This is a genomic window from Sandarakinorhabdus limnophila DSM 17366 (assembly GCF_000420765.1).
GTDB classification, from domain to species: Bacteria; Pseudomonadota; Alphaproteobacteria; order Sphingomonadales; family Sphingomonadaceae; genus Sandarakinorhabdus; species Sandarakinorhabdus limnophila.
In genome coordinates, this window is sequence record NZ_ATVO01000004.1 from 220,632 (window position 1) to 233,726 (window position 13,095).

General features: G+C 63.4%; 15 protein-coding genes. 10 read left to right on the forward strand and 5 right to left on the reverse strand.

What is annotated here, in order from left to right; genetic code table 11:
- The first annotated feature begins 86 nt into the window (after positions 1-86).
- Both G566_RS0104265 and G566_RS0104270 read left to right on the forward strand, forming a co-directional pair.
- Positions 87-1,019: an SMP-30/gluconolactonase/LRE family protein gene (locus G566_RS0104265; RefSeq protein WP_084706752.1), complete on the forward strand. Its 933-nt coding sequence runs from the start codon at positions 87-89 to the stop codon at positions 1,017-1,019.
- Positions 1,016-1,870 carry an alpha/beta fold hydrolase gene (locus tag G566_RS0104270; RefSeq protein ID WP_022679439.1) on the forward strand — a complete coding sequence of 285 codons (855 nt, stop codon included), beginning with the start codon at positions 1,016-1,018 and terminating at the stop codon, positions 1,868-1,870. The genes G566_RS0104265 and G566_RS0104270 overlap by 4 nt, the downstream gene beginning before the upstream one ends.
- Here the strand turns inward: G566_RS0104270 and polA are convergent.
- Entirely contained in the window at positions 1,867-4,629 is a 2,763-nt protein-coding gene (polA, locus tag G566_RS0104275; RefSeq protein ID WP_022679440.1) for a DNA polymerase I, read from the reverse strand. The two genes, G566_RS0104270 and polA, sit on opposite strands and share 4 nt — an antisense overlap.
- Before the next feature lie 150 nt (positions 4,630-4,779).
- Between polA and G566_RS15765 the strand changes: the two genes are divergently transcribed.
- The 6 genes from G566_RS15765 (at position 4,780) to G566_RS0104305 (ending at position 10,122) form a co-directional block, all read left to right on the forward strand.
- The gene (locus G566_RS15765) at positions 4,780-5,361 is read left to right on the forward strand and encodes a PEPxxWA-CTERM sorting domain-containing protein (protein ID WP_029131247.1); all 582 of its coding nucleotides are present in this window, start codon (positions 4,780-4,782) and stop codon (positions 5,359-5,361) included.
- A 90-nt stretch (positions 5,362-5,451) separates the two neighbouring features.
- Positions 5,452-6,051, forward strand: coding sequence for a 3-isopropylmalate dehydratase small subunit (gene leuD / locus G566_RS0104285; RefSeq protein ID WP_022679442.1), 600 nt, complete (start codon positions 5,452-5,454; stop codon positions 6,049-6,051).
- Between the two features lie 68 nt (positions 6,052-6,119).
- Positions 6,120-7,184 carry a 3-isopropylmalate dehydrogenase gene (gene leuB / locus G566_RS0104290; protein ID WP_022679443.1) on the forward strand — a complete coding sequence of 355 codons (1,065 nt, stop codon included), beginning with the start codon at positions 6,120-6,122 and terminating at the stop codon, positions 7,182-7,184.
- On the forward strand, positions 7,181-7,810 hold the full coding sequence (locus G566_RS0104295; RefSeq protein WP_022679444.1) for a DUF502 domain-containing protein: 630 nt from the start codon (positions 7,181-7,183) through the stop codon (positions 7,808-7,810). The genes leuB and G566_RS0104295 overlap by 4 nt, the downstream gene beginning before the upstream one ends.
- Positions 7,807-9,027, forward strand: a complete 1,221-nt coding sequence (locus G566_RS0104300; RefSeq protein ID WP_022679445.1) for a dicarboxylate/amino acid:cation symporter — start codon at positions 7,807-7,809, stop codon at positions 9,025-9,027. The genes G566_RS0104295 and G566_RS0104300 overlap by 4 nt, the downstream gene beginning before the upstream one ends.
- A 54-nt stretch (positions 9,028-9,081) precedes the next feature.
- A complete protein-coding gene (locus tag G566_RS0104305; protein ID WP_022679446.1) occupies positions 9,082-10,122 on the forward strand; it encodes an aspartate-semialdehyde dehydrogenase in 1,041 nt (346 codons plus the stop codon).
- Here the strand turns inward: G566_RS0104305 and G566_RS0104310 are convergent.
- Positions 10,119-10,343: a helix-turn-helix domain-containing protein gene (locus G566_RS0104310; RefSeq protein WP_022679447.1), complete on the reverse strand. Its 225-nt coding sequence runs from the start codon at positions 10,341-10,343 to the stop codon at positions 10,119-10,121. The two genes, G566_RS0104305 and G566_RS0104310, sit on opposite strands and share 4 nt — an antisense overlap.
- Positions 10,344-10,346: 3 nt before the next feature.
- Positions 10,347-10,835, reverse strand: coding sequence for a hypothetical protein (locus G566_RS0104315; protein ID WP_022679448.1), 489 nt, complete (start codon positions 10,833-10,835; stop codon positions 10,347-10,349).
- Between the two features lie 242 nt (positions 10,836-11,077).
- On the opposite strand from G566_RS0104315, the gene G566_RS0104320 reads away from it, so the two are divergent.
- Both G566_RS0104320 and G566_RS15315 read left to right on the forward strand, forming a co-directional pair.
- Positions 11,078-11,533 (forward strand): outer membrane protein, encoded by a 456-nt coding sequence (locus G566_RS0104320; protein WP_029131248.1) that lies wholly within the window; start codon positions 11,078-11,080, stop codon positions 11,531-11,533.
- A gap of 7 nt (positions 11,534-11,540) precedes the next feature.
- Complete coding sequence (locus G566_RS15315; protein ID WP_156874420.1) at positions 11,541-11,681, forward strand: outer membrane protein; 141 nt, start codon at positions 11,541-11,543, stop codon at positions 11,679-11,681.
- A gap of 57 nt (positions 11,682-11,738) precedes the next feature.
- Here the strand turns inward: G566_RS15315 and G566_RS0104330 are convergent, their stop codons facing one another.
- Both G566_RS0104330 and G566_RS0104335 read right to left on the reverse strand, forming a co-directional pair.
- A complete protein-coding gene (locus G566_RS0104330) occupies positions 11,739-12,374 on the reverse strand; it encodes a 3-oxoacid CoA-transferase subunit B (protein WP_029131249.1) in 636 nt (211 codons plus the stop codon).
- Positions 12,371-13,093: a CoA transferase subunit A gene (locus G566_RS0104335; protein ID WP_022679450.1), complete on the reverse strand. Its 723-nt coding sequence runs from the start codon at positions 13,091-13,093 to the stop codon at positions 12,371-12,373. Before G566_RS0104335 ends, G566_RS0104330 begins: the two co-directional genes overlap by 4 nt.
- Between the last annotated feature and the right edge of the window lie 2 nt (positions 13,094-13,095).

The window sequence follows — 13,095 nt, forward strand, 5'->3', positions numbered from 1 at the left end:
GTTAAGATAGACTGAAGCCCTCTCCATTTGCGATGATTGCGCTTGTCTGCCAGCCGCGCCACCATGGCCGTATTGCCTTGGGGAGGATGCACATGACCGGTTTCTATCCACACGAGATCATCGCCGAAGGGCTCGGCTTTCCGGAAGGACCAGTGGCGATGGCCGATGGTTCGGTGCTGGTGGTGGAAATCCGCCCCGGCCGCATCACGCGCATCCACCCCGATGGCCGCAAGGAGACGGTGGCCACGCCCGGCGGCGGCCCCAACGGCATGGCGATCGGCCCGGATGGCGCGCTGTATGTGTGCAACAACGGCGGCTTTGAATGGTATGAACAGGATGGCATTCTGCTGCCCGGCAATGCCGCCAGCGATTACACCACCGGCCGCATCGAGCGGATCGACATCGCCACCGGCGCCGTGACCCGCCTGTATGACGGCTGCGACGGGCACAAATTGTCCGGCCCCAACGATATCGTCTTCGATGCCCACGGCGGTTTCTACTTCACCGATCTGGGCAAGCATTTCGATCATTCCACTGATGCCGGCGGGCTGTTCTATGCCCTGCCCGATGGTTCGAAGATCACCCGCCTCATCCACGGGCCCGATCTGAACGGGGTGGGACTCAGCCCCGATGGCAAGACGGTTTATGCCGCCTCCACCAGCCGGCGGGTGGTGCTGGGCTTCGACATCGTCTCCCCCGGCGTGCTGGCACCCGAACCGCTGCCCGCCGTGCCGGGCCGCTTCGTGACGACCTGGGCCAACAAGACCTATCTCGATTCGCTCGCCATCGAAGCCAATGGCAACATCGCGCAGGCCACCCTGATCGAAAGCGCCGGCATCACCAGCATCGATCCGGTGACCGGCGGGCAGGAGTTTTTCCCTTTCCCCGATCTGCTCACCACCAACATCTGCTTTGGCGGGGCGGACATGATGGATGCCTGGGTCTGCCTGTCCACGACTGGCAAGCTCGCCAAGTGCCGTTGGCCGCGGCCGGGCCTCAAGCTGAACCATAACGCGTGATCCTCAAGGCCAACGGACTGGACTTCGCCTGCGATGTCGCCGGCGACGGCGATGATGTGGCGCTGTGCCTGCACGGCTTCCCGGAATCGCGCTTTTCGTGGCGTTACCAGTTGCCGTTCCTTGCAGCCCAAGGCTGGCGGGCGGTGGCGCCGGACTTGCGCGGTTATGGCCAGTCGAGCCGGCCCACCGGAAAGGCGGCGTATCACATCGATCATCTCGTCGATGATGTGGTGGGGATGTTCGACGCCCTGAAACCGCGCCGCAAATTGCTGGTGGCGCATGATTGGGGCGCGGTGATCGCCTGGGTGGTGGCGATGCGGCGGGCGGTTGATCTGGACGGCCTGATCGTCATGAACGTGCCGCACCCCACCGTGTTCGGCGAACTGATCAGCCACTGTCGGCCGCAGCAATTGAAAAGCTGGTATGTCGCCTTCTTCCAGATTCCGTGGCTGCCGGAATTTCTGCTCCGCCAGAACCGCGCCGATGGCATTGCCAAGGCCTTCCTGAACATGGCGATCGATAAGGGCGCCTTCCCGCCGCACGTGCTTGAGGAATATCGCAAGAACGCCCTGATCCCCGGCGCGCTGACGGCGATGATCAACTATTACCGCGCCAATCTGAAGATCCTGGAAGAGACGAGCCTACCCATCGACGTGCCCACCCTGATGCTGTGGGGCGAGGAGGACACCGCGCTCGATATCAAGCTGACCGAAGGCTATGGCCCACACGTCAAGGATTTCACGCTGGTGCGCTTCCCGAACGTGTCGCACTGGGTGCAGCAGGAAGCGCCCGTGCCGGTGAACACGGCCATGCTGGAGTGGTTGCGGGCGAAGGGGTTGATCCTGCCCTAGTGCGCATCCCCCCACGACGCGCCATGGCCGATCTCGACGCCGAGCGGCACCGAAAGATCCACCAGCGGCCGGTGGGCGTTGGCCATGACGGCGCGGATCACCGACTTGGCGGGGTCCACCTCGGCTTCCGGCACTTCGAACACCAGTTCATCATGCACCTGCAGCAGCATCTTCGTGCCCGGCAACCCCGCCTCGGCCAGCGCGCCCGGCATCTGCACCATCGCACGCTTGATGATGTCGGCCGCCGTGCCCTGCACGCGGGCGTTGACGACGGCGCGCTCGGCGAACTGGCGTTCACCCTGGTTCTTGGAGAGGATCAGCGGTGCGTGGCACTTGCGGCCAAACAGGGTGGTGACAAAACCCTGGTCCTTCGCGAACGCAATCGTTTCAGCCATGTAGTTGCGGATGCCGGGGAAGCGGCTGAAGTAGAGCTCGATATAGCGCGCCGCCTCGCTACGATCGATGCCCAGCCGCGCCGCCAGGCCAAAAGCGGAAATGCCATAGATGATGGAGAAGTTGATCGTCTTGGCCCGCGCGCGGGTGTCGCGATCAACATGGCCAAAGACTTCCTTGGCGGTGAGCGCGTGCACGTCCTCGTTCGCCGCATAAACCTCCTTCAGTTCCGGCACGTCGGCGATGTGGGCGACCAGCCGCAGTTCGATCTGGTTGTAATCCGCCGCCATGATCACATTGCCCGGCGAAGCCACGAAGGCATGACGGATGCGCCGGCCCAGTTCGGTGCGGATCGGGATATTCTGCAGATTGGGATCATTGGAACTCAGCCGCCCGGTTGATGTGGCAGCGAGATGGAAGTTGGTGTGCACCCGGTCTGTGGTCGGGTTGATCTGCTGCTGCAGCGCGTCGGTATAGGTCGATTTCAGCTTCGAATGCTGGCGCCAGTCCAGCACCTTCTGGGCGATCGGCGCGCCTTCCTCGGCCAGCCGCTCCAGTTCGCTGGCATCGGTGGTCCAGGCGCCGGTCTTGCCGCTTTTCTTGCCGCCCTTGTAACCCATCTTGTCGAAAAGGATTTCGCCCAATTGCTTGGGGCTGCCGATGGTGAACGGCCCGCCGGCCAGTTCGTGGATCTCTAGTTCCAGCCGGCTGATCTCAACTTCATACAGCGCGGACAGCCGCGCCAGTTCGGCCCGGTCCACCTTGATGCCGGCCATTTCCATCTGCGCGATCACCGGCAGCAGCGGGCGATCGACCTGTTCATGGATGGCCGTCACTTGCTCCTTCCACAGCCGGCGGCGGAAGCCTTGCCACAGCCGGAAGGTAACATCGGCATCCTCGGCGGCATAGTCGGTCGCCTTGCGCAGATCGACTTCGGCAAAGCTTTTCAGCCCCTTGGCGACATCCTTGTAGGCAATCGGCGTGTGACCAAGATGGCGTGCGGACAGATCGTCCATGCCATGGTTCCAGCGCCCGGCATCGAGCGCGTAGGACAGCAGCATGGTGTCATCATAGGGGCTGAGCACCGGCACGCCGTGGCGAGCCAAGACGATCAGATCATATTTCAGATTCTGACCGATCTTCAGCACAGCCGGATCAGCAAACAGCGGGTTCAGACGGGCAATGGTCTCGGCCAGGCCCAGCTGCGGCGGCCGCTCGGCGAACATGCCGTCGCCGGTGCCGTGCGCTACCGGGATGTAGCACGCCTTGCCTGGCGCAACGCTCAGGCTGATGCCGACCAGATCACAGCGCATCTGATCGGTGCCGGTGGTTTCGGTATCCACGGCCACCGCACCCAGCCGCGTCGCCTCGGCAATCCACCAGTCCAGCCGCTCCAAGGTCGTCACTGTCTCGTAATCGGCGTGGGTGAAGGCGATCTCGTCCTCCACTGCGGCGGCGGTCGACGGGCGATGTGTGTTCGGCGCCGGACCATTGGAGCCGCTGCTGCCCAGCTTGGCCAGCATGGCACGGAAGCCGTGTTTTTTCAGGAAGGCCGCCAAGGGCTCGTGCGGCGGTTCCTTCAACGTGAGTTCGTCCAGCGGTGCTGGCAGCGGCAGGTCATCCTTCAGGCGCACCAGTTCGCGCGACAGCCGGGCCATTTCAACCGAGGCCGCCAGCGTCTCCTTCAGCTTGGGCTTCCTGATCGCCTCGATGTTGGCAATCACGCCTTCCACGCTGCCATATTCACTGATCAGCTCCGCTGCGGTTTTCGGGCCAACACCTTTCACGCCAGGGATATTGTCGGCCGTGTCGCCCATCAGCGCCAGCACCTCGCCCACCTGTTCAGGCGGTACGCCAAATTTCTCGATCACCTCAGCGCGGTTGATGGTCTGGTTCTTCATCGTGTCGAGCATGTTGATGCCGGGTTCGACCAACTGCATCAGATCCTTGTCGGAACTGACAATGGTGACATTCATACCGGCGGCGCGGGCAGCCACCGCGTAACTGGCGATGATGTCGTCCGCCTCCACCCCAGCCTGTTCGAAGCAGGGCACCGAAAAGGCCCGCACCGCATCGCGGATCAACGGGAACTGCGGGATCAGGTCCTCCGGCGCCGGGGGGCGGTTGGCCTTGTAGCCATCATACATGTCGTTGCGGAAGGTGTGGCTGCCGGCATCGAGCACGACGGCAAGATGAGTCGGCGCCTCCGCCTTGTTCAAGTCGGCAATCAGCTTCCACAGCATCGCCGTGAAGCCATAGACGGCGCCCACCGGCATGCCCTGCGGGTCTGTCAGCGGCGGCAGCCGATGATAGGCGCGGAAGATGAAGCTGGAGCCGTCGACCAGATAGAGATGCTGCTGCGTCATGGCACTACGCTAGCAGCATGGCGGCGGCGGGGCGAGAGCGCAGCTGCGGCGCTGGCACAGCTGTTCGTATGATTAACTTAACTTTTACTATATGATGGCATGAAGCGCTTGATTTTAAGGGGGATAAACCAAGTGCGCACTGTTTCGATCATGTTGGCAACGGCCGCGTTCGGCCTGACAGCGGCTCCGGCAGCCGCCGTAACCCAGTTTGCCGGCAACGGGCACCTGTATGAATTCGTCGCCACCAATCTGTCTTGGCAGGGCGCACTGGCCGCGGCTGCGGCTGCCACGCCAATCGCCGGCTACACCGGTCACCTCGTCACCATCACCTCGCAGGCCGAGGATGATTTCCTCAAGACGCTGACCGGCAGCGCGACCTTCGTGTGGGCCGCCGGCACCGATGAAGATGTTGAAGGCACCTGGAAGTGGGCTGCCGGCCCGGAAGCCGGGCAAACCTTCTTCATTTTCGGCACTGGCTCGGTTGGCTTCTCCAATTGGAACGCCGGGGAGCCGAACAATGTTGGCACCGAGGATTATCTCCATTTCAAGGCCAACGCCGGCAACTGGAACGATATCTTCTCGACCTTCCCCAGCGGCGGCTATGTTGTCGAATACAGCCTGAACTCCGGCGCTGTTCCGGAACCGGCAAGCTGGGCGATGCTGCTGGGCGGCCTTGGCGTGGTGGGCACGGCCCTTCGCCGCCGCGGCAGCCGCAAAACAGTCGCGGCCTGAGCGAACCTCATTTGAAGCAGCCCGGCGGTGGATTCCACCGCCGGGCTGTGCCATGGGGTCGCCCGCGTCTTCCTGACATGAGGCCACTCCATGCAGCCCTTCACCACACTTTCCGGCAAGGCCATCCCGTTCGGCGCCGCCAACATCGATACCGATGTCATCATTCCGGCCCGCTTCCTGAAAACAATCAGCCGCGCCGGTCTGGGCAAGGGCGCCTTTGCCGCGCTGCGCGAAAACCCGGACAATGTATTCGACGCGCATGCTGGCGCACCGATCCTGATCGCTGGGCATAATTTCGGCTGCGGCTCCAGCCGCGAACATGCGCCGTGGGCGCTGGGCGATCTGGGCATCCGCGTCGTCATCTCGTCGGGCTTTGCCGACATCTTTGCCGGCAATGCCTTCAAGAACGGCCTGCTGCTCGTTACCTTGCCGCCGGACGCCGTGGACCGGCTGCTGGCCGTGGCACAGGAAGGCCAGCCGATCACCGTCGATCTGGAAAATCAGGTGGTGACGACGCCGTTCCAGGACCGGTTCGAATTCGCGATGGACCCGTTCCGCAAGCAGTGTCTGATCAGCGGGCAGGACGAGATCGGGCTGACCCTCGGCATGGGCAATGTCATCACCGCTCACGAAGCCCGGCTTGTTGCCGAGCGGCCGTGGATCGCCGGCGCCGCCCACCGCGTAAGCTGATCCGGCACCGTCCTGCTCCGCCATTCGACGCGGTTGGCAGCGGCAATCATTGCCGTTAAGGGCGGGGAATGACCAAGACACTGCTGCTGCTGCCCGGGGATGGCATTGGCCCCGAAGTTACCGCTGTTGCCCGCCGCGTGGCCGGGCGACTGATCACGGGCGGGCTTGCCCTGGCCGTGGAGGAAGCGTCGTTCGGCGGTGCCAGCATCGATGCCCACGGCGTCCCCCTGACTGATGACACGCTGACCCGCGCCAAGGCCGCAGATGCCGTGCTGATGGGTGCCGTGGGTGGCCCGCAATGGGCCGGCCAGCCGTATGACAAGCGGCCTGAAGCGGGACTGCTGGGCTTGCGGGCCGGCATGAATGTCTATGCCAATCTGCGGCCGGCGCGCTGTTTTTCGGCGCTGGCCGATGCCTCGTCGCTGAAGCGCGTCTATGTCGATGGCCTCGATATCCTGTTCGTCCGGGAACTGACCGGCGGCGTCTATTTCGGTGAGCCGCGCGGCGTCGAAACCCTGGCCGATGGCCAGCGCCGCGGCGTCAACACCCACGTTTACACTACCAGCGAAATCCACCGCGTTGCCCGCATCGCGTTCGCGCTGGCCCGCACCCGCAAGGGCGAGGTCGTTTCGGCGGAAAAAGGCAATGTGATGGAAGCTGGCCTGATGTGGCGCGAGGATGTGCAGGCGCTGCGCGATGCAGAATATCCCGACATCAAACTCTCCCACATGCTGGCAGACAACATGGCAATGCAGCTAGTGAAGAATCCGCGGCAGTTCGATTTGATCCTTACCGATAATCTGTTCGGCGACATATTGTCGGACGAAGCCGCGATGCTCACTGGCTCGCTCGGCATGCTGCCGTCGGCTGCGATTGGCGACCCTGGCAAGCCGGGCCTGTATGAACCGATCCACGGTTCTGCACCCGATATCGCCGGACGCGGTGTGGCCAATCCATGCGCATCGGTTCTCAGCCTGGCCATGGCGCTGCGCTACAGCCTGGGCGCACCGGAATTGGCCGACAAGGTGGAGGCAGCGGTGGAAGCCGCGCTCGACAAGGGCGCACGCACCCCCGATCTGGGCGGCACCATGACCACAACGGCCATGGGCGACGCGATCCTGGCTGGCCTTTGATCCGCAAGTTTCTCAGCCCTTTCGCCACCGGGCTGCTGTTCCTGGCGCCGGTGTTGCTGACGCTGATCCTGCTCAACTGGCTTTCGGGCTACCTGATCGCCGCTCTCGGCCCCAACACGCCGCTGGGCCAGGCGCTGGGTGCGGCCGGCATGTTCTTCACGCCGTCGCCGCTGGCCGCCTTCTGGGCCGGGCTGGGCATGGCGGCGGTGCTGGTGTGGCTGATCGGGATTGCCGTGCAGACGCGCTTTCGCCAACGGCTGGAAGGCGGGCTGGATGGCTTGATCGCCCGCATCCCGGTGCTGGGCCCGCTGTATCGCCCACTGGCGCAATTCGTGCGCATGATGGGCTCATCACCGGGCGGCGAGATGAGCGGCATGTCGGTCGTGTCCGTCAGCTTTGGCGACCATGTTGAGGCGCTGGCGCTGCTCACCAGCCCCCATGTCCATGATTTTGGCCAAGGACCACGCCAGCTCATCCTGATCCCTACGGCGCCGGTGCCAGTTGGCGGCGGGCTGCTGTTTGTCGAACCGAGCCGGGTGAAACCGGTGCCCACCATGGGCGTCGATGATCTGGCCAAGCTGTATGTCACCATGGGCACGTTGACGGGGCCGAAGGCAGGCAAATGAACCTGACGCTGCGTATCTTCCTGGCGCTGCTGGCCGGGCTGGTGGTGGGGGCATTGCTGCCCGCTGACATCGGCAAACCGCTGCTGCCGGTGACGGATGCCATAGGCAACCTGTGGCTGCAGGCGTTGCAGATGACGATCATTCCGCTGATCGCGGGCCTGTTGTTCACCGGCATCGCGCAATCGGTGGGCCAGGCCGGCGGCGGCAAGGTGGCCGGGCGGGCGCTGCTGGCGTTCCTGGCGCTGCTGATCTTTTCCGCCCTGTGGTCGATGATCTTCGTGCCCTTGCTGCTGGATTGGTGGCCAGCCCCGCCAGCGGCGGCCGCGGCGATCGTGGCCAACAGTGCAGGGGCGGCGCCGGTGGGTGACATCAAGGTCGATCTTGGCAAATGGCTGCTGTCGATGGTGCCGGCCAATATCTTCGAGGCGTTGGCCAAAGGCGATATGTTGCCCGTCGTCACCTTCATCGCGGTGTTCGCGTTGGCCGCGACCCGGCTTGACGATGATCGCCGCCGCAATCTCGTCAGCCTGTTCGATGCGGTGAAGGACGCCATGCTGGTGCTGGTCGGCTGGATCTTCGTGATTGCGCCGCTGGGCGTGTTTGCACTGGCGGTCAGCGTCGGCATCAAGGCCGGGCTCGGCGCCTTCGGCCTGCTTGGCCATTATATCGCCGTGCTGGTGCTGGTGCAGGTTGGCCTTATCATTCTGGTCTATCCGCTCGCCGTCCTCTTCGGCCGGGTTGGCCCGCTGGCCTTTGCCCGCGCCGTGTTGCCGGCACAGGCCGTCGCGGTCTCCACCCAGTCCAGCATCGCCAGCCTACCGGCCATCTTCGACGGCGCCGAACGGCTCGGCCTGCCCGAAACCACCAGCCGGGTCGTGCTGCCCCTGGCGGTGAGCATCTTCCGCATCACCTCCCCGTGCGCCAATGTCGCCGTCGTCCTTTATTGCGGGCATCTTTACGGCATGGACCACACGGCGCTGGCCTATCTCGGCGCGCTGCTGGCCGCTCTGGTGGCAGCTGTCTCCACAGGCGGCCTGCCCGGTTCCATCACCTTCCTCGCCGCCTGCGTGCCGATTGCCAATGCCATGGGCGTGCCGATCGCCGTGCTGCCGGTGCTGCTGGCGGTGGAACTGGTGCCCGACGTGTTCCGCACGCTGGGCAATGTCACCGCCGATCTGGCGGTGACTGCCATTTTGTCCCGCGACAGGGCGCGCTGAAAACTGGACTCTGCGTCCAAATCCGGTAACAGCCGTAGCCCAAGGAGCACACCCATGGGTTACAAGGTCGTTGTTGTGGGCGCCACCGGCAGTGTCGGGCGCGAAATGCTGAACATCCTGGCGGAACGGCAGTTCCCGCTGGACGATATCGCTGCCGTCGCCTCCTCGCGTTCGGTGGGCGACAAGGTCGAGTTTGGCGAGACCGGCCGCGAGATCAAGGTGCAGAACCTTGAGCATTTCGATTTCACCGGCTGGGATATCGCGCTGTTTGCCGCTGGCTCCGGCCCGGCCAAAATCTATGCCCCCAAGGCCGCTTCGCAGGGCTGCGTGGTGATCGACAACAGCAGCCTGTATCGCGTGGATCATGATGTGCCGCTGATCGTGCCGGAAGTGAATCCGGAAGCCATCGACGGCTATAAAAAGCGCATGATCATCGCCAATCCCAACTGCTCCACGGCTCAAATGGTGGTGGCGCTGAAGCCGCTGCACGATGCTGCCATCATCAAGCGCATTGTGGTGAGCACTTACCAATCCGTTTCCGGCGCCGGCAAGGACGGCATGGACGAGCTGTTCACGCAGAGCCGCGCCATCTTCGTGGGTGACGAGCCGGTGAACGAGAAGTTCACCAAGCGCATTGCCTTCAACGTGATCCCCCACATCGCCAGCTTCCTGGGCCCGGACAGCGGCATGGACGGGTACACCAAGGAAGAATGGAAGATGACGGTGGAGACCCGCAAGATCCTCGATCCCGATATCGAGGTGACGGCGACCTGCGTGCGCGTGCCGGTGTTCGTCGGCCATAGCGAAGCCATCAACGTCGAATTCGAAATGCCGCTTTCCGTCGCCAAGGCGCAGAGCCTGCTGCGCGAAGCGCCGGGCATCATGCTCGTCGACAAGCGCGAGGATGGTGGCTACGTCACCCCCATCGAATGCGTTGGCGATTATGCCACCTTCGTTTCCCGCGTCCGCAAGGATCCGACCGTGGAGCACGGCCTGGCGCTGTGGTGCGTGTCCGATAATCTGCGTAAGGGTGCGGCGCTCAACGCGGTGCAGATCGCCGAGCTGTTGGGCCGCCGCCACCTGAAGAAGGGTTAATCGGTCTCATCCGGGCCGTTGGAATCGAATTCCAGCAGATCACCCGGCTGGCAATCGAGCACGCGGCAGAGCTTGGCCAGCGTGTCGAAGCGCACGCCCTTCACCTTGCCGGATTTCAGCAATGACAGATTGGTTTCGGCCATGCCGATTGCGGCGGCCACATCGCGCGCCTTCATCTTGCGCCGGGCCAGCATGACATCCAGGGTGACAATGATCGCCATTGATCAGACGATCTGATCGAGATCAGCCTGGATGACGGCGGCTTGATCCAGCACGCCGGCCAGGCTGCGCAGGGCAAAGCCGACAGCGGCCACGCCGACCAGCAGGGCCGAACCCACGGCCGTTCCATGCTGGATTTCGCCGATGATCAGGGCCGATACCGCCGCTGCGACCATCCATTCACCGCTGCGTCGGACATGCCGGCCTGTCTCCGGTGCCAGCAGCGCGCCGCCTTCGAGATGGGTGAACAGCAAGCGCCCCTGCCACACGGCGCCAAGCAGCATGATTGCCGGCAGCAGTGCGATCAGTCGTTCGCCAATGGCCCGGATGCCGGTGCGATCCCCCGCGACCAGCATGGCACCCAGCTGCTTCAGCGGCACATAGGCCTCCGCAAACAAGGAAAGGGCGGCAAAGGCGAACAGAACAGTGAGCAGGCGGGCCATGCTGCTGAAATCACCTTGCAGCGTTTGCAGTCGTTGCTTTTCGTCAGTCACTTTGCGTCTCCAATTACAATCTTTATGTATTACATAAAATTTCTACTGATTGGCGTCAAGTGCCTTGTGCTGCTCCATCCCCTGGCTGAAGCCCGGCTGAACGAAACAAGGCCAGTGTATGGCAAGAGCACTACACCTCCACCAAATTGCCCAGCTTGGTTCAGGCCATGGCCAGCCAGCAGGGCCTAACCCCTTGTTCAGCCGGCCATCCCCATCGCCGGCGCAAAACAAGGAATACACCAATGTCACGTTTCGCTTTTGCTTTGCTCGCTGCCGCTGCCATCGCTGGTCCGGCCGTTGCGCAGGAAGCCAAGAACTTCAACGGGCCCTTCATCGGTGGCCAGATCGGCTGGCAGCAGGATCGCCAGTCGCTTGATCTCAGCGCCGTGCCGCCCTCCACCGTCCGCGCCAAGGGTGACGGCTTCGCTTATGGTGGCCAGCTCGGTTACGATCTCAACCTCGGTGGCGGTGTCATCGGCGTCGAAACCTCGCGCACCGGCCACACCGGCACCAACCGCTTTCCCACCTTCGATCTCGAATCGGGCCGCACCATCAGCGTGACAGCGCGTGCCGGCTGGCTGGTAACGCCGGAAGGCCTGCTTTATGCGCGTGGCGGTTACTCCAACGCCCGCTTCTCGATCACAAACCCGGCCGGCGGTGCGGAAAACCGCGACGGTTACACCGTGGGCGCCGGTTAACGAACAGATGCTGGGCAAGAATGTCTCGGCCCGCATCGAGTATAACTACAGCGATTACGGCAACGACACGCTGCCGGGCATCGGCGGCGGCGCTAGCCTCAACTATCACCGCCATGCGGTGATGACTGGCGTGAACTTCCGCTTCTGAACTCCCCCGACCGGAAGAGCGGGGCCGGCAGCACACGCTGCCGGCCCCATTTTCGTATCAGGCTTCGAAATGGCCTTCGGTGCGGACCTTGAGTATGTCGAGATCGATACCCGGCGCCAGTTCGATCAGCTTGAACGGCGCGCCCTTCGCCGGGCGGGCCAGCACGGCGAGTTCGGAAATCACCATATCCACCACGCCCTTGCCGGTCAGCGGCAGGGTGCAGGCGGTCTTGAACTTGGCCGAGCCATCCTTGGCGTTGTGCTCCATCAGCACGATGATCTTCTTGACGCCGGCCACCAGGTCCATGGCGCCGCCCATGCCCTTCACCATCTTGCCTGGGATCATCCAGTTCGCAATGTCGCCGTTGTCGGCCACTTCCATGGCACCCAGGATCGACAGATCGATATGGCCGCCGCGGATCATGGCAAAACTGTCGGCGCTGCTGAAATAGCTGGTGCGGTCGAGTTCGGTGATGGTCTGCTTGCCGGCGTTGATCAGGTCCGGATCTTCCTCGCCCGCAAACGGAAACGGCCCCATGCCCAGCATGCCGTTCTCGCTTTGCAGTGTCACGTCCACGCCTTCGGGGATGAAATTGGCCACCAGAGTGGGCATGCCGATGCCCAGGTTCACATAGAACCCGTCCTGCAGCTCCTTGGCGGCGCGGGCGGCCTGTTGATCACGCGTCCACATCAGGCGGGCTCCCTCTGGCGAACGGTGCGCTGCTCGATGCGCTTTTCATAATCCCGGCCAACGAACAATCGCTGCACGAACACGCCGGGCGTGTGGATATGATCGGGATCGAACGTGCCGGCCGGCACCAATTCCTCCACTTCCACCACGGTCACCTTGCCGGCGGTCGCCATCATCGGGTTGAAGTTGCGCGACGTCTTGCGGAAGATGAGGTTGCCGTACGGATCGGCCTTCCATGCCTTCACGATGGACACATCGGCGACCAGGCCGGTTTCAAGGATATAGGTTTCGGTTCCCGAAGCCGTGGCAAAATCCTTGTGCTCCTTGCCTTCGGCCACCAGCGTGCCAACGCCGGTTTTCGTATAGAAGCCCGGAATGCCGGCGCCGCCAGCGCGGATGCGTTCGGCCAGCGTGCCCTGCGGGTTGAATTCCAGTTGCAGCTCGCCGGCCAGATACTGCCGTTCGAACTCCTTGTTCTCGCCCACGTAAGACGAAATCATCTTCGCGATCTGCCGCGTTTCCAGCAGCTGTCCAAGGCCAAAGCCATCGACGCCGGCATTGTTGGAGATGACGGTGAGGTCCTTCACCCCGGCATCGCGCAGCGCGGCAATCAGTTTTTCGGGGATGCCGCACAGGCCGAACCCGCCGGACATGATCGTCATGCCGTCGAACAGCAGACCATCAAGCGCGGCCTTCGCATCGGGATAGAGCTTGTTGGCCATGG

Coding starts and splice junctions, on each gene's coding strand:
- G566_RS0104265 (WP_084706752.1), top strand. CDS start 87: ATGCACATGACCGGTTTCTATCCACACGAGATCATCGCCGAAGGGCTC.
- polA (WP_022679440.1), bottom strand. CDS start 4,629: ATGACGCAGCAGCATCTCTATCTGGTCGACGGCTCCAGCTTCATCTTC.
- G566_RS15765 (WP_029131247.1), top strand. CDS start 4,780: ATGTTGGCAACGGCCGCGTTCGGCCTGACAGCGGCTCCGGCAGCCGCC.
- leuD (WP_022679442.1), top strand. CDS start 5,452: ATGCAGCCCTTCACCACACTTTCCGGCAAGGCCATCCCGTTCGGCGCC.
- leuB (WP_022679443.1), top strand. CDS start 6,120: ATGACCAAGACACTGCTGCTGCTGCCCGGGGATGGCATTGGCCCCGAA.
- G566_RS0104300 (WP_022679445.1), top strand. CDS start 7,807: ATGAACCTGACGCTGCGTATCTTCCTGGCGCTGCTGGCCGGGCTGGTG.
- G566_RS0104305 (WP_022679446.1), top strand. CDS start 9,082: ATGGGTTACAAGGTCGTTGTTGTGGGCGCCACCGGCAGTGTCGGGCGC.
- G566_RS0104310 (WP_022679447.1), bottom strand. CDS start 10,343: ATGGCGATCATTGTCACCCTGGATGTCATGCTGGCCCGGCGCAAGATG.
- G566_RS0104320 (WP_029131248.1), top strand. CDS start 11,078: ATGTCACGTTTCGCTTTTGCTTTGCTCGCTGCCGCTGCCATCGCTGGT.
- G566_RS15315 (WP_156874420.1), top strand. CDS start 11,541: ATGCTGGGCAAGAATGTCTCGGCCCGCATCGAGTATAACTACAGCGAT.
- G566_RS0104335 (WP_022679450.1), bottom strand. CDS start 13,093: ATGGCCAACAAGCTCTATCCCGATGCGAAGGCCGCGCTTGATGGTCTG.